Here is an 18,967-nt window from a genome sequence, read left to right as displayed (position 1 = left end):
AATATATGGTATTATTTTCGTTCGTCAAATTATGATTGTATGAGTAGTTATTTAACTGCTCTTTTTTAATTTGTTTAAAATTTGGATTTTAAATATAGTATTAAATTACCTCTAAAAGGTAGTTATCTGTGAATAATTCATAGCCTGTTCGACTTTCACGGATTCCGTGTAGTTGGATTTTAGTATCATTAACAATCAAGTTATCCTTAACTATACTCCAAATATTAACCTTCTCTACCTCTGTAGTTACTAAGTTTGTTAATATAACCTCTTTGCTTTCTTCTTGTGCATTTATCATAAAGCACCTAACTATTAAACTTTTACTCATTATTATATCCCCCTTGATTTCCCATTTTATTTTTGATATGACCACTAAACTTTCGTGGTGGTTAAGTTACTTACTATAATATTCTCTATATAGTTCTTCTAGCTCTGCACCACTCATGTTCATGGCAACTTCTAGTCTGTTAGCTATCTCTTCTCTCTGTTTGTTTAGTTCTTTAGTCGTTTTAATTTGTTCTAAAGTAATAATCATTTTCCCATCCCCCATGTTTTAAGGCTGCTTATTTAGTTTTACTATTAAGCTATTAAGACTATTAAAAGCATCCATGGTTAAGTCTTTTTCTTGTACTTCTTCTAAGTTGTCTCTAATATCTAATAGCTGTATTAATATATCTCTTAATTTAGTAACTATCTCTTTTTTATCCATTTCTTCACCTCCTATTATTATGTGTCTACAATACCTCTAAAACTCTCTAGTTTGGCTTATAACGAGTTTTAAGGTTGTTTAAGATAAAGATTATTACTGCTAGAGTTGGTATTGTTATTAGTCCGTATATTGTTATATAGTAGAACCATGTTGTCAGTGCTTTTAAGAGTAATGTTAAGTTATTCATCTTTTATACCTCCCTGTTTGTTTATCTTATATATTATTCAAGTGTAGCACTTATTTTTAAAGTGAACCACTTCCTATAATCTTATTGTATATCAAGTGAACCACTTTGTAAAGCATTATTTATAAATTTATTAAAATATTTTTCAAGTGTATCACATTTGAAATTTTGGATAATATAATATATAATATAGTTAAAGTGTTTTAGGAGGTGAAAACGTGGCTGTATCAGAAGATAACAAAAGAATAAATGTTAAATTTAGTAAAGAAGAATATGAATTGATATCTAAATTAGCTAAAGAAGATAATAGAAGTGCTAGTAATTATATTTACAACATTGTCAAAGAATACTTGAATAAGAAGGATTAGACTGTACTTATGTATGGTCTTTTTTATGAAATAAAAAAGAGAGCTTTTAAACTCTCTAATTTAAATTTTTCATATTAATATTATCTCAGAGTTAATCAATCTTCATTTAAATGCTTCTTCTCTCCACTTAACTTCTTTTACTCTGGAATACTCTTCGTCCATTACTTCATCATAAGCCAATTTTATTTTATTATCTTGCATATTAATTATTTCCCTTAAAGTTAAATATTTCTTATTTTTAACTAAATGCTTATACCTAGATGTTACGTAGCTATCAAAATAATGTTCATGAATTTTACTTTTATTATTATTCACAATATTTTTTACGTATTCTTCGAAATCAAGAATAAAATAAACATTGCAAATTAAAAAAAATTCCTTTTTAATCATTTTTTTATTTTCATAATGATTTTTATCAATAACCTCATAGTTTCTTTTTATCGCTGTACCATCTTTTAATCTTACTTCTAATTCTATATCTAAGTATTTATTATAGTAATTTATCTTAATTGAAGGTTTATATAACTTATTTCCAATAAAAACATAGCAGCATTGAATAAAATTAACTTTATTATAGTCATAAGTATTTACTATATGTCCAATTTTATCTTCGTTATTTTCAAAAATGTATTTATATAAACTAGGTATAATAATATATTTTTCACGTGGATGGTAGAATTTAATTTTCATTATATGTATGCCTAAATAGTTAGTATCAGTAATGAGGAAATTGTCATATTCATTAAATTTCACCTTTTCCAAATCTATATAATCCTGTAATGGATGTAAAACATTATATATTTCACAATAATTATCTTTTATACTTTTATCAGTAAAAAATCTACATTTCATATATGATAGTTTATATAAATATTTATTTGTAAACATAAATTCATCAATATGATTTTTCCCAATGTATATTTCTTTATCCTCAATATATTTTTCTTCAAATATAGGATGTTTCATAAATGGGACTATATCAAATGAGTCTCTTGTTATTTTAACCCATAACTCTCTATTCGATTTATAGTTATATATAATATCTATACAATTTATATTTCTTCTATTACTTATACTATTCAAACCAGTAATATTTTCAAATAATTTTTTTAGTATTTTGGCATATGGCGGTTCATTGCTATCTCTATCTAATTCAAGATATGTTAATTCTTCAGCATTTTTCTTATAAATCACATCATCAATAATAACACACTCAATATTTCCATTTTCCATGCACATACGTTCAACCTTTTTATTTCTTTTAGTTCCAATTAGTATTCCCTTAAAAGGTTTATCATGCCTATTATTTCGCATTATACATACTAAATTATTATAATCATCCTCTGAAATCACTTCCCTTTTAACTTCAATTATATAATAAAAATTTGTGTCTTCACCTAAGATATCTATGGATTTCATACAAACTTTAAAGAACACTTCAAAAGCTATAATACTAAATGTAAAATAGATACGTTGATTTATAAATATATAATTTACAAATTTTCTTTCATATTCAATCTCGATTTTATTTTCCATCTTTTCACCTTTTCTTTCGTTATTATTTTTATACCAAATAGATTATCATATCATCTAATGCAATGTCAATTACAATGAATTAAGTTCTATTTACTCCGTTTTCCTCGTGTTTTCTTTGTTTTTCTTCTTTAATATTTTTTATAATTTTTTTAAATCTTTTACTAGTATACCTTTGGTATTGAGTACAAAATAAAAAGGACTACCAAAGTAATCCTTTGATTATATATCTATTTATATTTTTTATCATAGTTATCTAAGTACCATTGAGATTCATATGGATTTGTCCATTTCTTTCCATCATAATCTATCACTTCTATTAAACATGCTTTTGCATATCCAACTGTGCCATTATCCAAATACGTATCTATCACTCTATCACTTCCCCATGACTCTCCAGGCATAATATTTGCATTTGTTTCTTTTACCGTCATATAAATGTCTCCACCTGCTAATATTCCACTTTTGATAGGAAGTCCATTTTTATCATATATAAACACTCCAACTCTAAATTCTTTTACAGTAGCATCAGTATTATTTTTTATCATAACTTGGATTCCATCATACAAATCAAATTGACTAGGCACTATAGATGTAGTCACCGCATACTTTTTATTTTCTTCTTTCATCTGTTTCTTTAATAATTCAGTTTTTTCATTTTCTACAGCTGTTTCTAGTGTAGTAATTTTACTTTGAGCTGTTCCATAATTATCTTTATCTAATACATACACAGCTTTATAATTCACTAGTGCATCTTCCATTTTGCCTTCCTTTTCTAGTTTTTGTCCCATTTCAAAGTTAGTTCGAGAACTATCTATTTTATTTATTTTATCTTCAGTTTCTTTAATAATTTGAGATACTCCATTAAAATCTTTAAATTTTATTATTTCTTCTATAGTAACTTGTTTCTCTATTTCTTTGCTAACAAATTTATTATATTGTTCATCAATTTTAGATTTTAATATATCATCTATCTTTACCTTATCTTCTCCTGATAAACTTTCATAAGATTTTATAGCTTTTTCAAAATTACTTTCACTAATGTATGTAGTTGTTTTATCAAGTTTAGTTGCTCCACATCCTACTAAAAACATGCATATTCCCAATAAGATAAATATAAAATACTTCTTACTCACGATAATTACCCCCCCTAATATTTATAAATTATAATATAATATTAACACATTTTGAAATATTAGTATACTAATTAATTTATTGGATATAAACTCTATAATGTTACTATATAGCTTATTAATTTTTAATTATTAATACTTTTAATTATTAGTAAAACTCCTATGTCACACCTGCCTAGAATATTATTGTCTTGGGGATGCGACATATAATTCATATAGCCTATTAAAAAAGAAAAAAATAGGTTATAATCTCTTATTATAATACCATTTATTTCATGATATTGTAATAACAAAATATAACCCTATATAATGGAAGTGATTTTTTTAATTCTAAACATAGCAAATAAACCTATTGCATATTTATTTTTAAAAATGATATAATAGATTTAACAATTATTTTATTCTATTTATTCAGTTTTGAGTCTTATCTATTTGCGGTAGAATAAGGCTCTCTTTTTATGTCCAACCCAATAATTTCTTCTCTAATTCCTCCATATTATAATCTCGTTGTTCATAACTATGGAATTTATTTTTCTTTTTATTATAAGTATTTTTAACTTTAGTAATAGTTTCTTTAACTTTAGTCACCCCACTTTCTATAATTGGCTTAAAAAGGGTATAAAGATTAACATAACCTAAATTTCTTTCTACTTTAACATATCCAACTTCTTTAAGTTTCTTAATACTTCTACCTATTGTACGTGTAGATATTCCTAACATAGCTCCTAATGTCTTATAACTTGGGAAACAAGTATCTTTACCATTGTAGCAAAATGTGCTTAAAGCCATAAATACAGCCTTATCTGTAGTACTTAATCTTTGGTCTGCTATTACCTTTGTGTATACTGTAGTAAATCCCATATCATTGTTATTAGTTTTAGTTTGTTTACTCATTTTTCATCTCTCCCCTTCAATCACCATGTATATAAGCACTACGTATAAAAGTGCTAATGTAATAGGTGGAACCTTTGCAACTATGAAAACTTATGGAAAAACTATAGATGATATGGTTATTAATGAGTGTACTGCTATGAAATCTGCCTTTGGAGAAAACCCTAAGCGAGTTTATAGTGGTAAAAAAGTTACTTCAAGTACTAGAATGGCTACTGCAGCTATCCTTCGTGAAAATTTAATAAAAGCTAAAAATTATGTAGAAAAACAAGAAGCCTTTAAAAATGGTAGTGCTAAAGCTCCAGACTTTGACATGAAGTTAGAAGCCTTAGCAAAGGTCATTAGAAAGGAAATTCCATTGAAATCTCATGCTCATAGAGCTGATGATATTCTTACTGCTATTAGAATAGCTAGAGAATTTGATTTAGACCTTTCTTTAGAGCATTGTACTGAAGGACATTTAATAACCGAAAGCCTTAAAGATGAACATATAAAATCTATAATTATAGGTCCAAGCTTATCTGATAGAAGTAAAGTAGAACTGAAAAATTTAACATTTAAAACTCCTATGATTTTAAACAAAGCTGGAATAAAAGTTTCCATTATGACTGATCACCCTGTAATTCCACTTCAATATATATCTCTATGTGCTGCCCTTGCTGCTAGAGAAGGAATGGATGAAGAAGAGGCTTTAAGATCTATTACCATAAATCCAGCTCGTGCAATAAATGCAGATCATAGAGTTGGTAGTATTGAAATAGGAAAAGATGCAGACATTATAATATATAATGGACATCCTTTTGATCTTAGAAATACTGTTAAACTTGTAATGATTGATGGTAAAGTAGTTAAAAATCAACTTTAATTTAATTAATCATTAATTTATGTAAATAAGTAAAATATAACAGAATATTATTAGGGGCATTCCTTATTTAGAATATACCTAGTTACATTGATATGTAGCTAGGTATATTTTATTATTACATATTCTACCTGTTATCTTTACAATTCTACCATAACTTACATTTACAAATTTTAGGTTAATTTGTGGACTTTAGTTTTAAATTTTGTATAATACTAATTACAGCATGAAACAATCTTTTTATAGATAAAACATTATTCTTTAATCATTTTATATTGTATATATCAAATTCTATTTTATAAAAAAGTATATACAAATTTTAAGGAGGTAAGATTATTGATAGATAACATTAAAAAGAATTTAATCATTATTCCTTTAAGTATTTTAGTATTATCAATTGTAGCTTTAATTTTATTGAATATAGGTGCAGCTACAATCCCCTATAAAGCATATTCAGATTTTTTACTGGATTTAGAAAGTAATAATATATCTAAAGTATCCATGTCTCAAACACCTAAAATTACTATTATAGATAAATTGGGAAATAAATATTCTACAGATAATCCTAATAGTAATACTCTTAAAGAAACTCTTTTAAAAGAAGGTATTACAGTTGAAAGTTCTTCTACTTTACCAACAAATCAACGTATAGCAGTTATATTCCTCAGCCTTTCTGCTGTAACTACTATATTTATGACTATAAAAAGGAATAGTTCTGGTGGAACAATGACTTCTATTACTGCAATTGATGGACAAAGTGTTTCTAAGGATAAATTTAGCTTTAATTCTGTAGCCGGCAATGATGAGGCTAAAGAAAGTTTAAAGGATATAGTAGATTTTCTTAAAAATCCAGAAAAATATGCTTCTTACGGCGCAAGAATGCCTAAAGGTGTAATTCTTTATGGAGATCCCGGAACTGGGAAAACTCTATTAGCAAAAGCTATAGCTGGTGAAGCTAATGTTCCTTTCTATGCTGTATCTGGTTCAGACTTTGTTCAGATGTATGTTGGAGTAGGTGCAAGTAGAATTAGAAATTTATTCAAGAAAGCTAAGACTCATGGTAAAGCTGTTATTTTTATTGATGAAATCGATGCTATAGGTAAAAAGCGTAGTTCTAATAAATCTGGTAATTCTGATGAAAAGGATCAAACCTTAAATGCTCTTCTAACTGAGATGTCAGGATTTAAAGAAAGTGAAGGTATTGTAGTTATAGCAGCTACTAATAGACTTGATATATTAGATGAAGCTCTTTTAAGACCTGGTAGATTCGATAGACATATAGAGGTATCTCTTCCAGATATTAATGCAAGAGAAAAAATATTAAACCTTCACTTTAAAAATAAACCAGTAAGTGATATGAACATAAGAGATATCGCACATAATACAGCCTATTTTTCTGGTGCTAAATTAGAAAATTTAGTAAATGAAGCTGCTATAATTGCATGCAAAGAAGATGCTCCATATATCACTGGTGAACATATGGATAAAGCCTTTTCAATAGTAGTTGCTGGTCATGAAAAATTAGATAAAGAAGCCCTTAAAGAAGAAGATATGAAAATTACTGCTTATCATGAAGTTGGACATGCATTAATTTCCCACTTAAAGGTTCCAGAAGAAAAAATCTCTAAAATAACTATAATCCCTACATCTAAGGGTGCAGGTGGATACACTTTAACTATAGGTGAAGATAACACCTACCATAATCTAGATTATTTAAAAAGAAAAATCATGGTTTTATTGGGTGGAAGAGCTGCGGAAGAAATTATCTTTGGCGAAGAAAAAATAACTACTGGAGCCTTCAATGATTTAAAGAAAACTACCAATATAGTTAATAATATGGTATGTGAATATGGTATGGGAAAATCTCTAGGTCTTTTAAGACTTTCAGAAATGCAAGGAATACCTACTGATTATTATACTACAGTAGTACTAGAAGAGTGTAAATCTGTACTGGATGAATTGTATGAAGAAGTTAAAAACACCTTAAATAATAATATAGATTTATTAGTTAAGCTATCTGAAGAACTACTTTTAAAAGAAACTCTATATACTGATGACATTCTTAATGTAATATATGGTAAAACAAGCTAATCTATGTACAATATTCTTTGAAACCTAGGGGTAATTCCTTAGGTTTTTATTTTAATGCTAATTATTGGTGTTGCATTAGAATACTTGTACTTTTGTATATAAAAAGGCATGAAACCATTTTAATTTTTTAGGTTTCATACCTTTTTATATTTTATATAGGTAATATTACATGTTATATACCAGATAAGTTTTACCTGAAATTAAAGCTTATCTAGTTATATATCCTTTAAAATGCTATTGTAGCTTAGATAGTTCTACTGCCAGTTTTGCTCCAACCTTAGCATTATTAAATACTAATTGAATGTTAGATTCTAAACTTGATCCACCTGTAATCTCTTTAACCTTAGACAGTAAGAATGGTGTACTCTCTTTTCCTACTATCCCTTTCTCTTCCGCTTCCTTAACAGCTGTTTCTATAGCATTATTAATTGTATCATAATCCATTTCAAATTCTTCTGGTATTGGGTTTGCAACAACCATACCACCCTCTAAACCTAAATCCCATTTAGCCTTTAATGCTTTTGCAAGTATTTCTTCACTATCCACTTTATAGTCTACTTTAAATCCAGATTTTCTTGTGTAGAATGCCGGTAATTCTTCTGTTTGGAATCCTACTACAGGTACTCCCTTAGTTTCTAGATATTCACGAGTTAACCCAATATCAAGAATAGACTTACATCCAGCACATACTACAGCTACGTCAGTCATAGCCAATTCTTCAAGGTCAGCTGATATATCCATAGTCTGTGCAGCACCTCTATGAACTCCTCCAATTCCACCTGTAGCAAATACCTTAATTCCAGCAAGTGCTGCAATAATCATTGTAGATGCAACTGTAGTAGCTCCATTTAGTTTATTAGCAACTATAAAAGGTATATCCCTTCTGCTAGTTTTTATTACGCCAGAAGTTTTTCCTAAAAATTCAACTTCTTCAGTTGTTAATCCAACTTTTAATTTTCCTTCAAGAATAGCTATAGTTGCTGGGATTGCTCCATTTTCTCTAATTATGCTTTCCACTTTTAATGCAGTTTCTACATTTTTAGGGTAAGGCATTCCATGAGATATTATAGTTGATTCTAAAGCAACTACTGGCTTTCCTTCCATTAATGCTGCTTTTACCTCTGGGTTTATATCTAAATATCTTTCTAACATTATTTAATCTCCTCCAATTTTTTATTTATATTTTCCAAAGACATATTTGGATTAATAGTATCTTTATGAGTAATTGCCAGTGAAGAACAAGCTGAAGCAACCTTCAAAGTATGTATTAAATCAAAATTATTCATACTTGAGTATACTAATCCAGCAACAAAAGCATCCCCTGCACCATTAGCATTAACAACTTTAACTTTGGGCGGAATAAATAATCCTTTACTTATCCCATCATTATAATATACTCCTTCTTCACCTAGACTTATAAATACATTTTTTACACCTAAGTTTAAAAAGTAATCACTAACTTTTTCTACCTCATCCATAGTACTAATTTTCATTCCAGATAAAATCTCAGCTTCAATTTTATTAGGTTTTATTGTATGAAACTTATGAATGATGTCCTTTACCTTAACTGCCTTAGATGATGATACTGTATCTAAGAAAAATTTTGTGTTTTTAAAGTTATTAACTACATACTCTATTACTTCCTTAGGAATATTAGTGTCTATAATACATATTTTAGAACTTTCAATTACTGATTTTTTAGTTTTAATAAATTCTATGGTCATCTTATCATAGATATCCATGGATGAAATTGCTACTTTCATATCTCCAGAATAATCAAGAACAGACATATATACAGATGTAGATTCTCCATCTAATTTAAGGCTATGTTCTAAATCTAACCCAATTTCTCTGCCTTCATCTATAATCTTACGACCATAAATATCATTACCAATAACAGAAATTAGTTTTGTAGAAACCTCTAATCTAGACAAATTTTCACCTATATTCCTACCAACTCCACCTAAAGAAAATTTTATATTTCCTGGATTAGAATCATTAAGTCTTAACTCATCATTAGAAAATCCTACTATATCTATATTAGTTCCTCCTATTATAGATACAAAATTTTCTTTACTCATTACATATCCTCTACCTGAGATGTATCCTTTTTTTATAAGGTTTCCTATATGTACTCCTACAGATGACCTAGTAATCTTAAGAATATCTGCTATTTCATTTTGAGATATTAAGGGGTTATCCTTTATAAGATTTAATATTTCTTCTTCTCTATTTGTCATCATTTTCTCCTCTTAATATTTGCTTATTTTATAAAGATTTGCTTATTTGATTTTAGCATACTATATAAATTAGTGCAATAATATTTTATCCAAAATTTTTAATGAAATAAATTTATATTTACTTTTTCTCACTATAATATTCCTTAAAATTTGTAATTTATTACGAGTATGGAATTATATTATCTAAATTTATGTAAATAATCCCTTAATATTAGACAATGTATGCATTATTTTCTATTTAATTTTTAATTTATCCACTATAGTTTTAATTATTCTTAAATCATATAAACAATTCAATATATTGCACCATAAAGATTTTCGAGTTATAATAAAGTTTGTACTATAGGAGTCATTAATACAATGTCTTTATAATTTATACTATAGGAATGGAGGAATATTATGGGACTATTAACTTTTAAACGAGGCATTCATCCGCCTCACGGAAAACATTTTTCAGAAAAAAAAGAAATTGAAACCTATCTTCCAAAGGGTGATTTAGTGTTCCCTATGAGCCAACATATAGGGGCTCCATGTGAACCTATTGTAAAAAAGGGAGATAAAGTTGTAGTTGGACAAAAAATTGGTGCAAGCACATCTTTTGTTTCATCTAATATCTATTCTAGTGTATCTGGAATAGTTAAAAATGTAACACCTATGCTTACATCAAGTGGTTCAAAGGTTATGAGCGTTATTATTGAAAACGATAATACCTATGAAGAAATAGCCTATACACCACACGAAAATTATAAGAATTTATCTAAAAATGAGCTATTAGAGATAATTCAAGAAGCTGGTATTGTAGGTCTTGGAGGTGCATGCTTTCCAACTCATGTAAAGCTAAACCCACCAAAAGAATGCAATATTGATACTATTGTTATCAATGCAGCTGAATGCGAACCTTACTTAACTTGTGACCATCAGTTAATGCTACAATATTCTAATGAGATAGCTGAAGGTTTAGAAATTCTTTCTCAAATGTTTCCTGAAGTAAAAATCTTCTTAGGTATTGAGAACAACAAAAGTGATGCTATAACAATAATGAAAGCAGTTGTAGAACCTATTAAAAATGTTGAAATAGCAGAACTTAAAACTAAGTATCCACAAGGTGCAGAAAAACAGTTAATCTATTCTGTTACTAAAAGAGAAGTTCCAACAGGAAAACTACCTGCTGATGCTGGTTGCATAGTTCAAAACGTAGCTACTATTTTTGCTATAAGAGAAGCAGTTATTTTTGGTAAACCTCTTACTGAAAGAATAGTTACTGTTACTGGAGGTGCAATAAAAACTCCAAAAAACCTAAGAGTTAAATTTGGTACAAGCTTGAGAGAACTTGTTGATTATTGTGATGGATTTAACGAAGAGCCTGTTAAAGTTCTTAGCGGTGGTCCAATGATGGGAACTGCACTATTTACTTTAGACATTCCTGCAATAAAAGGTACTTCTGGTATACTTTGCTTAACAAAATCAGAAGCTGTGCCTACTGTTGAATCAAACTGTATAAGATGTGGTAAATGTGTTAATGCATGTCCAATGTTCTTGCTTCCAAATAAACTTAATGCTCAAGTTGTAAGAGGCGATTATGAAAACTTTGAAAAGTTTGGTGGACTTAACTGCATTGAATGTGGTGCTTGTAGCTATTCTTGCCCTGCTAAGAGAAATTTAACTCAAACTTGCAAAGAGGGTAAAAAAAGAGTTATAGCTAATAAAAAGAAAAAGTAGAGGTGAACATAATGTCTGGAAATTTATATAACGTATCAGTATCGCCACATATCAAATCTAAGGAAACAGTATCAACTGTAATGAGAGATGTACTAATCGCTTTAGTACCAGCTACTGTAGCAGGTATTTATTTCTTTGGGAAAGAAGCAGCCTTAGTTATGATAACAGCTATTGTTTCTGCAATGCTAAGCGAATACTTATTTAATAAAATAACTAAAAGACCAAATTCATTAAAAGATTTAAGTGCAGTTATTACTGGATTACTACTTGCTTTTAACTTGCCTCCTACACTTCCTCTTTGGATGGTTGCTGTTGGTAGTGCATTTGCTATTATTGTTGTTAAATGTTTTTTTGGCGGTCTTGGTCAAAATATTATGAACCCAGCCCTTGCTGGAAGAGCATTCTTACTTGCTGCATATCCAAGTCAAATGACTGAATGGACTATAGATGGTGCAACTAAAGCTACTCCACTTGCTATACTTCGTAATGGTGGTGGATTACTTCCTGATACTCTAGATGCATTCCTTGGTACTAACTTAGCTGGATGTATCGGAGAAGTTTCTGCTTTCGCCCTACTTCTTGGTGGAGCTTATCTATTATATAGAAAAGTTATAACATGGCACATACCTGCTACGTATATTGGTACAGTTTTTGTAATAACTACAGTATTAGGTAGAGATGGATTTATGCAAGGAAATGGAATATATGAAATATTCATAGGTGGATTAATGCTTGGTGCTATATTCATGGCTACAGATTATACTACATCTCCTATGACTAGAAAAGGTCAAATCATATTTGGTGTTGGTTGTGGTTTATTAACATCATTAATTCGTTTATACGGTGGTTATGCAGAAGGTGTTTCTTACTCAATCTTAATAATGAACTTATTAGTTCCAATGATTGATAAATGGACGAATCCACGTGTGTTCGGAGGTGCAAAATAATGAAAGAAAATTTAAAATTAGGAGGAATTCTGCTTGCAATTACTGCAATTGCTGGTCTAATACTTGCCTTTGCTTATGATATTACTAGAGCACCAATTGAAGCTAAAGCTAAAGAGGACCAAGCTGCTGCTATGAAAGTTGTCTTAGAAGCAGAAGAATTTTCAGAATTAAAAGATGGCGTTGCCGATGAAAACGTAACAGGTATATTTCAAGCTAAAACTAGTGGGAATGATGCAGGTTATGTATTTCAAGTTAACTCATCAGGCTATGGTGGAAAAATTGAATTAATGGTTGGTATCGATGCTGAAGGTGCTGTTTCTGGTATTACAATTTTAAGTCATACTGAAACTCCTGGACTTGGTTCTAAAGCAAAGGATGATCCTTCTTTCGCAGCACAATATAAAGGTCTTTCTTCTGAAAAGGAACTTACTGTCGGTTCAGATATTCAAGCAATTACTGGTGCAACAATTACTTCTAAAGCAGTAACTACTGGTGTAAACACTGCTATAAATTACTACAATACAAACTTGAAAGGAGCAAAGTAGAATGAAAGAATTAGTTAATAGATTAAAAACAGGTATTATTACCGAAAATCCAGTTTTCATACAAGTACTAGCTATGTGTCCTACTCTTGCTGTTACAAGTAGTGTAAAGAATGCTGCTGGTATGGCTCTAGCTTCTACCTTAGTATTAATTGGATCAAACGCTGTTATATCTTTAATTAGAAAACTTGTTCCTGATAAAATCAGAATACCTGCTTATATAGTAGTTATCGCTACCTTTGTTACTTTAATACAGTTCTTATTACAAGCTTATATTCCTGACTTATATAAGTCTCTTGGAATATTCTTACCACTTATAGTAGTTAACTGTGTTATCTTAGGTAGAGCTGAAGCATATGCATCAAAAAATAAAGTGTTACCTTCAATTTTTGATGCTATTGGTATGGGACTTGGATTTGGACTTGCTATAGTTGTATTAGCAACCTTTAGAGAAGTACTTGGTAATGGAACATTCTACGGGTTACAATTCCTACCAAAATCTTATGTTCCAGCTATGGTTATGACATCTGCTCCTGGAGCTTTCATAACTCTTGGTATACTTTTAGCATGCTTGAATCAATATAAGATTTCAAAAGCTAAAAAATCTGAAACTACAAAATAAGGAAGGTGAAATTTAATGAAAGAATTATTTACTATATTTATAGGAGCCCTTTTAGTTAACAACGTAATATTAGGGCAGTTTCTAGGTATATGTTCCTTCCTTGGAGTTTCTCAAAAGACAGAAACTGCTAAAGGTATGGGTGCAGCTGTTACCTTTGTAATGTTACTAGCTACTCTTATTACCTTCGTGGTAAATAAGTTAATTTTAGTTCCTTTTGAAATGGAATATCTATCAACATTAGCTTTTATCCTTGTTATTGCAGCATTAGTACAATTTGTTGAGATTGTTATTAAGAAAATCCAACCTGGTCTTTATAGATCTCTAGGTATCTTCTTACCGCTTATCACAACTAACTGTGCAGTACTTGGTGTTGCTGTTACAAACATAGATAAACAGTATGGATTAGCTCAATCATTATCTAATACTATTGGTGCAGCTCTTGGATATGTACTAGCTATAGTAATACTTGCAGGTTTAAGAGAGAGAATGGAAGATAATACTGATATGCCCGTTGCTTTTAGAGGTTTACCAATTTCTCTAATAACAGCTGGATTAATGGCTATTGCATTCTATGGATTCAGTGGTTTAGTTTAAAGGAGGGAATTTAAATGGATTTATCAAATTTAGTGGCTCCAGTAGTCAGCCTAGGTGGTCTTGGATTAGTATTTGGAGCCCTATTAGGATATGCAAACAGTAAATTTAAAGTAGAAGTTGATGAAAGAATCCCTCTAGTAAGAGAATGTTTACCTGGTGCAAACTGTGGTGGATGTGGATTTGCTGGATGCGATGCTTATGCAGAAGCTGTAGTTATGGGTACAGCTGCAACTAACAAATGTAGCCCTGGAGGTGCTGAGGCAGTTGAAAAGATATCTTCAATTCTTGGAGTTGAAGCATCAACATCTGAACCAATGGTAGCTTTTGTAAGATGCAAAGGAACTTCTGATGTTGCAAGAGAAAAATATAACTATGTAGGAATTTTAGACTGTAACCAAGCTTCCGTAGCTCCTGGTGGTGGTTCTAAAGCTTGTGAATTTGGATGCTTAGGCCTTGGTTCTTGTGTGAAGGCTTGTGAATTCGGTGCACTATCCATAGTTAATGGTGTAGCTTCTATAGATGAAGAAAAATGTGTGGCTTGTGGTGCTTGTATATCTGCTTGTCCAAAAACATTGATTCATTTTGTGCCTAAAAAATCTAAGGTTAGAATAGATTGTAATAACAAAAATAAAGGTAAAGAAGTTATGGATGTTTGTGATGTAGGATGTATCGGCTGTGGTATCTGTATGAAAAACTGCCCTAAAGATGCTATCGAGATAGTAAATAATATTCCAGTATTTGATTACACAAAATGTGTTAGTTGTGGAATATGTGCAAATAAATGTCCAAAGAACTCTATATTAAACCTTAGAAAACCAGTATTAAAAAAAGAAGCAGTACCATCTCCTGCTAAGGCAGCTAGTGAAGCTACTTCTTCTGAAAATAAAAATGCTACAGTATAAATAAATTTAATTTTATGTTATAATATAGAAGGCTTTTTAGCCTTCTATATTTATTTGGAGGTGATTTCGTGCAAGAAGAAGGTATTATAAAGAAAATTAATGGAGATATAGCTACTGTTGCTTTTGTAAAAAAAGGTGGTTGTGGTGGTGGATGTTCATCTTGTAAATCCGGATGTCCTAAAGATACTATATTGGTAGAATTAAAAAATACAGAACATGCTACTGTTGGTGAAAGAGTTTTAGTATCAATGGATAATAAGGTTTTTAGCAATATGACATTTTGGGCCTATGCCTTCCCTACCATTATTACAGTAATTACTCTTATAATATGTCTATACATATTTAATAAGCTTAATTTAGCTAACTCTGAAGTATATTCAGTGCTACTGGCTTTAGTAGCCATGGTAATTTCTTATGTACTTAGTTCTAAACTAAATAAAAAACAAGATAAGTATTCTTTTAATATGATTAAAAAGTTAAATTAAACTTTTTAAAATGTGATGAAAGTTATATTAATAAAGATATATTTTACTATATAAAGTTAATAATATTCACATATAGATCATACAAAATCAATTATAACCAATTAGGAGGTATAAAAATGAACATAGCATCAATGATTGATCATACTATTTTAAAAGCTGAAACAACCAAGGATCAGGTTATAAAAATTTGCAAAGAAGCAAAGGAATATAAATTCAAGTCAGTATGTGTAAACTCTTGTTATACTGAGTTAGTAGCAAAGGAACTAAAAGACTCTGGAGTACTTGTGTGCACAGTGGTAGGTTTCCCTCTAGGAGCTATGGATACTAAATCTAAGGCTTTCGAAACAGCTAGAGCTATCGAACTTGGAGCAAATGAAATAGACATGGTTATCAACGTAGGAGCTTTAAAGGATAAGGATTACGACTTTGTGAGAAATGATATAAAAGAAATTGTTGATACAGCTAAAGGAAAGGCTATAGTTAAAGTTATTTTAGAAACTTGCCTATTAAATGAAGAAGAAAAAATTAAGGCTTGTGAATTATCACAAGAAGCAGGTGCAGACTTTGTAAAAACTTCAACTGGATTTAGTACAGGTGGAGCAACTCCTGAAGATATTACTCTAATGAGAAAGGTTGTTGGACCTAATATGGGAGTAAAAGCCTCTGGTGGTGTTCGTACTACTGAAGATGCCATGAAGGTTATAAATGCTGGTGCAAATAGACTTGGCGCCAGTGCATCTATAGCAATTGTAAATAATTTATGTAATTCAGAATCTGACTATTAGAATTTATTTTCATTTTACAAATTAATTAAAACACATTTTATAAATAGGTAACCTTCTGTAAATTCTAGAAGTTTATCTATTTATTTTTTAACTTTTTTGCTAAGTTCTTGTTAAGTACATTAAATTTATTAAATCTTTGTCGTATATATTGTAATTAGTCACAGTATTCTTTATGTTTACATTGGTTTCTATATAGGAATTGTTTCTTTAGTGTATCCCTTTCATAAATATGTAGCTACAGATATAATTAAATACAACTTTATGGCTTTTGTAGCTGTAGGATCAATCCTACTGTTTACCCTTACTGGATGGGACAGATTTATTCCTAAATTTAGTATACCAACATAACCTACTGTTAGATTACTAAATAAATATATAATACTGATAAGGATGTATTTCTATAAAATAAGTAAATAATTCTTAAAACATGCTATTTATATTATAAAATAATAATAGCATGTTTTTTATAATATATGTTATTTTTTTAACATACAGTTTGAAATATTCTACAATAATTAAAGTTATAAATATCAAAATGTAAATATTATTTATAATATTATTTATACACTAAATTTTTTGAAATTAATTTTAGTAAACATTTACATAGGATATATGCAAATATTTTCATCTTAAACATCATTTCTACCTATTTCTACTTTTTTATTTATCGTTTTCATTAATTAACTCATTATTTTTAATTTTTTTATAAAATGTTCTAAAATTTATGTATCTTTTCTGGAAAAACACTTGATATTTTTTTGAAAAGGTTTTAAACTAGTAATGTGAAAATAATGGTTAAAAAAATAACTATATTTTCATTTTAATTAAATTATAGGGGGATCATAAATGAAATTTTTAAAAGGATTTTTAAAGTTTGTACCAATATTCGTATTGGCCGGCCTTATTATGAATGGTATGGATGTGCTTACAGCAGCACCAATTGCAACCATCTTTGCATGTGTTGTAGCCTATATCACAGAAAAGGTTAAATTCAGTGAACTAATCGATGCTTCAATCGAAAATGTAAAGGAGCTTATTTTAGTATTCTTTATACTAATGTTTGCCTATGCAATGGCAAATGCATTTATGTCAACTGGTGTGGGTGCTTCTATAGTTAATATAGCACTATCTCTTGGAGTAAATGCAAGAAGCGTTGCTGTATGTGGCTTCTTAGTAACTGCTATACTTTCTGTTGCTACCGGTACCTCTTGGGGAACCTTTGCAGCATGTGCTCCTATCTTCTTGTGGCTAAACCACATATTGGGAGGAAGTATTCTTCTTACTACAGCTTCAATAGCTGGTGGTGCTTGTTTTGGAGATAATATAGGGCTTATCTCTGATACTACAGTTGTAAGTTCAGGTATTCAAAAGGTTGAAGTACTTGAAAGAGTAAAATCTCAAGTTGTTTGGTCTGTAGCTTGTCTTGTTGTGTCTGCAATTATTATTTTTGGTATGAGTGTCGCAATGCAACTTCCTACTGAAGTTGCTAATACTTCAATTGCAATCGATTCTATTCCATCAGAAGCATGGTCTGCCATCGAAGCAGAAAAACCAGCAGCTGTTGAACTCTTAAATCAAGTTAAAGAAGGAGTTCCTTTCTATATGGTAATTCCATTAATTCTTGTTATTGCTGCTGCAGTGCTTGGAATGCCTACTTTACTATGCTTATTCCTGGGTATATGTTCATCTTTCATATTAGGAAGCTTTGCTGGAACTGTGGAAAGTCTAAGTTCCTTCCTTGGATTAGTTGAAAATGGATTTAGCGAGGCTGGTTCCTGGGTTATAGTAATGATGATGTGGTTTGGTGCCTTTGGTGGTATTATGTCAAAAATGAATGCCTTTGAACCATTATCAAAATTCATATTAAAAATATCTAGAAATGTAAGACAATTAATGTTCTGGAATGGACTTCTTTGTATAGGAGGTAATGCTGCCCTTTCTGATGAAATGGCTCAAATAGTAACTATTGGCCCTATTACTAAAGAGTTAGTTGATAAAAATGTTGAAGGAAGTGAAGAAGATCTTTATAAGCTTCGTCTTAGAAATGCCACATTCTCAAGTGCATTAGGAGTTTTCGGATCTCAATTAATACCTTGGCATGTATACATGGGGTTCTATGTAGGAATACTTTCTTCAGTATATCCATTACATACTTTCTTAACTACTGATATAATAAAATACAATATAATGGCCTTTGTAACTGTTGGTTCACTACTACTTCTCACCCTTACAGGATGGGATAGATTCATTCCTAATTTTGGTTTACCTAGGGAACCTAAAGTTAAACTTAAGAATCAAACTTCTGAGGCCAATTCTGATAAAGAAATTTGTGCATAATAAATAAAAAAATCTCACAATAG

Annotated in this window: 20 protein-coding genes; 12 read left to right on the top strand and 8 right to left on the bottom strand. The window is 29.8% G+C overall.

The window, feature by feature from the left end:
* Positions 1-100 precede the first annotated feature (100 nt).
* The 3 genes from B3J31_RS15875 to B3J31_RS15865 form a co-directional block, all read right to left on the bottom strand.
* Positions 101-328 (bottom strand): hypothetical protein, encoded by a 228-nt coding sequence (locus B3J31_RS15875; RefSeq protein WP_346874202.1) that lies wholly within the window; start codon positions 326-328, stop codon positions 101-103.
* 66 nt (positions 329-394) lie between these two features.
* A complete protein-coding gene (locus B3J31_RS15870) occupies positions 395-535 on the bottom strand; it encodes a hypothetical protein (RefSeq protein WP_346874201.1) in 141 nt (46 codons plus the stop codon).
* Positions 536-553: 18 nt separating this feature from the next.
* Positions 554-709 (bottom strand): hypothetical protein, encoded by a 156-nt coding sequence (locus tag B3J31_RS15865; protein WP_346874200.1) that lies wholly within the window; start codon positions 707-709, stop codon positions 554-556.
* 402 nt (positions 710-1,111) lie between these two features.
* Between B3J31_RS15865 and B3J31_RS15860 the strand changes: the two genes are divergently transcribed.
* Positions 1,112-1,261, top strand: coding sequence for a hypothetical protein (locus B3J31_RS15860; protein ID WP_346874199.1), 150 nt, complete (start codon positions 1,112-1,114; stop codon positions 1,259-1,261).
* 102 nt (positions 1,262-1,363) lie between these two features.
* Here the strand turns inward: B3J31_RS15860 and B3J31_RS15855 are convergent, their stop codons facing one another.
* The 3 genes from B3J31_RS15855 to B3J31_RS15845 all read right to left on the bottom strand — a co-directional run bounded on the left by B3J31_RS15855 (position 1,364) and on the right by B3J31_RS15845 (position 4,821).
* Positions 1,364-2,797 carry a hypothetical protein gene (locus B3J31_RS15855; RefSeq protein ID WP_346874198.1) on the bottom strand — a complete coding sequence of 478 codons (1,434 nt, stop codon included), beginning with the start codon at positions 2,795-2,797 and terminating at the stop codon, positions 1,364-1,366.
* A 227-nt stretch (positions 2,798-3,024) separates the two neighbouring features.
* On the bottom strand, positions 3,025-3,930 hold the full coding sequence (locus B3J31_RS15850; protein WP_346874197.1) for a DUF5780 domain-containing protein: 906 nt from the start codon (positions 3,928-3,930) through the stop codon (positions 3,025-3,027).
* Between the two features lie 453 nt (positions 3,931-4,383).
* On the bottom strand, positions 4,384-4,821 hold the full coding sequence (locus B3J31_RS15845; protein ID WP_346874196.1) for a helix-turn-helix domain-containing protein: 438 nt from the start codon (positions 4,819-4,821) through the stop codon (positions 4,384-4,386).
* Here B3J31_RS15845 and B3J31_RS15840 point away from each other — a divergent pair.
* Together B3J31_RS15840 and B3J31_RS15835 are read left to right on the top strand one after the other, a co-directional pair.
* Positions 4,703-5,683, top strand: coding sequence for an amidohydrolase family protein (locus B3J31_RS15840; RefSeq protein WP_346874195.1), 981 nt, complete (start codon positions 4,703-4,705; stop codon positions 5,681-5,683). The genes B3J31_RS15845 and B3J31_RS15840 overlap by 119 nt on opposite strands.
* Positions 5,684-6,019: 336 nt before the next feature.
* Positions 6,020-7,771, top strand: coding sequence for an ATP-dependent metallopeptidase FtsH/Yme1/Tma family protein (locus tag B3J31_RS15835; protein WP_346868148.1), 1,752 nt, complete (start codon positions 6,020-6,022; stop codon positions 7,769-7,771).
* Between the two features lie 234 nt (positions 7,772-8,005).
* Here B3J31_RS15835 and B3J31_RS15830 read toward each other — a convergent pair whose 3' ends face one another.
* Positions 8,006-8,923, bottom strand: a complete 918-nt coding sequence (locus tag B3J31_RS15830; RefSeq protein WP_150842396.1) for a pseudouridine-5'-phosphate glycosidase — start codon at positions 8,921-8,923, stop codon at positions 8,006-8,008.
* A complete protein-coding gene (locus tag B3J31_RS15825) occupies positions 8,923-10,011 on the bottom strand; it encodes a PfkB family carbohydrate kinase (protein ID WP_150842395.1) in 1,089 nt (362 codons plus the stop codon). Before B3J31_RS15825 ends, B3J31_RS15830 begins: the two co-directional genes overlap by 1 nt.
* Before the next feature lie 399 nt (positions 10,012-10,410).
* Between B3J31_RS15825 and rsxC the strand changes: the two genes are divergently transcribed.
* From rsxC to B3J31_RS15780, 9 genes are all read left to right on the top strand, one after another.
* The gene (rsxC, locus tag B3J31_RS15820) at positions 10,411-11,730 is read left to right on the top strand and encodes an electron transport complex subunit RsxC (RefSeq protein WP_346868021.1); all 1,320 of its coding nucleotides are present in this window, start codon (positions 10,411-10,413) and stop codon (positions 11,728-11,730) included.
* Positions 11,731-11,741: 11 nt separating this feature from the next.
* A complete protein-coding gene (locus B3J31_RS15815) occupies positions 11,742-12,677 on the top strand; it encodes an RnfABCDGE type electron transport complex subunit D (protein WP_035133656.1) in 936 nt (311 codons plus the stop codon).
* Positions 12,677-13,222 (top strand): RnfABCDGE type electron transport complex subunit G, encoded by a 546-nt coding sequence (locus B3J31_RS15810; protein ID WP_150843381.1) that lies wholly within the window; start codon positions 12,677-12,679, stop codon positions 13,220-13,222. Before B3J31_RS15815 ends, B3J31_RS15810 begins: the two co-directional genes overlap by 1 nt.
* A gap of 1 nt (position 13,223) precedes the next feature.
* Positions 13,224-13,841 (top strand): electron transport complex subunit RsxE, encoded by a 618-nt coding sequence (rsxE, locus tag B3J31_RS15805; protein WP_150842393.1) that lies wholly within the window; start codon positions 13,224-13,226, stop codon positions 13,839-13,841.
* A 15-nt stretch (positions 13,842-13,856) separates the two neighbouring features.
* On the top strand, positions 13,857-14,435 hold the full coding sequence (locus B3J31_RS15800; protein WP_150842392.1) for an RnfABCDGE type electron transport complex subunit A: 579 nt from the start codon (positions 13,857-13,859) through the stop codon (positions 14,433-14,435).
* A 14-nt stretch (positions 14,436-14,449) separates the two neighbouring features.
* Positions 14,450-15,337 (top strand): RnfABCDGE type electron transport complex subunit B, encoded by an 888-nt coding sequence (gene rnfB / locus B3J31_RS15795; RefSeq protein ID WP_346868023.1) that lies wholly within the window; start codon positions 14,450-14,452, stop codon positions 15,335-15,337.
* A gap of 68 nt (positions 15,338-15,405) precedes the next feature.
* Positions 15,406-15,822, top strand: a complete 417-nt coding sequence (locus B3J31_RS15790; protein ID WP_150842390.1) for a SoxR reducing system RseC family protein — start codon at positions 15,406-15,408, stop codon at positions 15,820-15,822.
* Positions 15,823-15,938: 116 nt separating this feature from the next.
* Positions 15,939-16,607, top strand: a complete 669-nt coding sequence (deoC, locus tag B3J31_RS15785; RefSeq protein WP_346868024.1) for a deoxyribose-phosphate aldolase — start codon at positions 15,939-15,941, stop codon at positions 16,605-16,607.
* An 846-nt stretch (positions 16,608-17,453) separates the two neighbouring features.
* Positions 17,454-18,944, top strand: coding sequence for a Na+/H+ antiporter NhaC family protein (locus tag B3J31_RS15780; RefSeq protein WP_150842388.1), 1,491 nt, complete (start codon positions 17,454-17,456; stop codon positions 18,942-18,944).
* Positions 18,945-18,967 lie beyond the last annotated feature (23 nt).

This window comes from Clostridium sp. UBA5988, from assembly GCF_002435615.1.
Taxonomy (GTDB): domain Bacteria; phylum Bacillota; class Clostridia; order Clostridiales; family Clostridiaceae; genus Clostridium_J; species Clostridium_J sulfidigenes.
The sequence above is the reverse complement of the archived record's forward strand: the minus strand, read 5'-3'. Positions and strand labels throughout refer to the sequence as shown.

Coding starts and splice junctions, on each gene's coding strand:
- B3J31_RS15815 (WP_035133656.1), top strand. CDS start 11,742: ATGTCTGGAAATTTATATAACGTATCAGTATCGCCACATATCAAATCT.
- B3J31_RS15870 (WP_346874201.1), bottom strand. CDS start 535: ATGATTATTACTTTAGAACAAATTAAAACGACTAAAGAACTAAACAAA.
- deoC (WP_346868024.1), top strand. CDS start 15,939: ATGAACATAGCATCAATGATTGATCATACTATTTTAAAAGCTGAAACA.
- B3J31_RS15810 (WP_150843381.1), top strand. CDS start 12,677: ATGAAAGAAAATTTAAAATTAGGAGGAATTCTGCTTGCAATTACTGCA.
- rsxE (WP_150842393.1), top strand. CDS start 13,224: ATGAAAGAATTAGTTAATAGATTAAAAACAGGTATTATTACCGAAAAT.
- B3J31_RS15780 (WP_150842388.1), top strand. CDS start 17,454: ATGAAATTTTTAAAAGGATTTTTAAAGTTTGTACCAATATTCGTATTG.
- B3J31_RS15825 (WP_150842395.1), bottom strand. CDS start 10,011: ATGACAAATAGAGAAGAAGAAATATTAAATCTTATAAAGGATAACCCC.
- B3J31_RS15865 (WP_346874200.1), bottom strand. CDS start 709: ATGGATAAAAAAGAGATAGTTACTAAATTAAGAGATATATTAATACAG.
- B3J31_RS15800 (WP_150842392.1), top strand. CDS start 13,857: ATGAAAGAATTATTTACTATATTTATAGGAGCCCTTTTAGTTAACAAC.
- rnfB (WP_346868023.1), top strand. CDS start 14,450: ATGGATTTATCAAATTTAGTGGCTCCAGTAGTCAGCCTAGGTGGTCTT.
- rsxC (WP_346868021.1), top strand. CDS start 10,411: ATGGGACTATTAACTTTTAAACGAGGCATTCATCCGCCTCACGGAAAA.
- B3J31_RS15855 (WP_346874198.1), bottom strand. CDS start 2,797: ATGGAAAATAAAATCGAGATTGAATATGAAAGAAAATTTGTAAATTAT.
- B3J31_RS15830 (WP_150842396.1), bottom strand. CDS start 8,923: ATGTTAGAAAGATATTTAGATATAAACCCAGAGGTAAAAGCAGCATTA.
- B3J31_RS15845 (WP_346874196.1), bottom strand. CDS start 4,821: ATGAGTAAACAAACTAAAACTAATAACAATGATATGGGATTTACTACA.
- B3J31_RS15875 (WP_346874202.1), bottom strand. CDS start 328: ATGAGTAAAAGTTTAATAGTTAGGTGCTTTATGATAAATGCACAAGAA.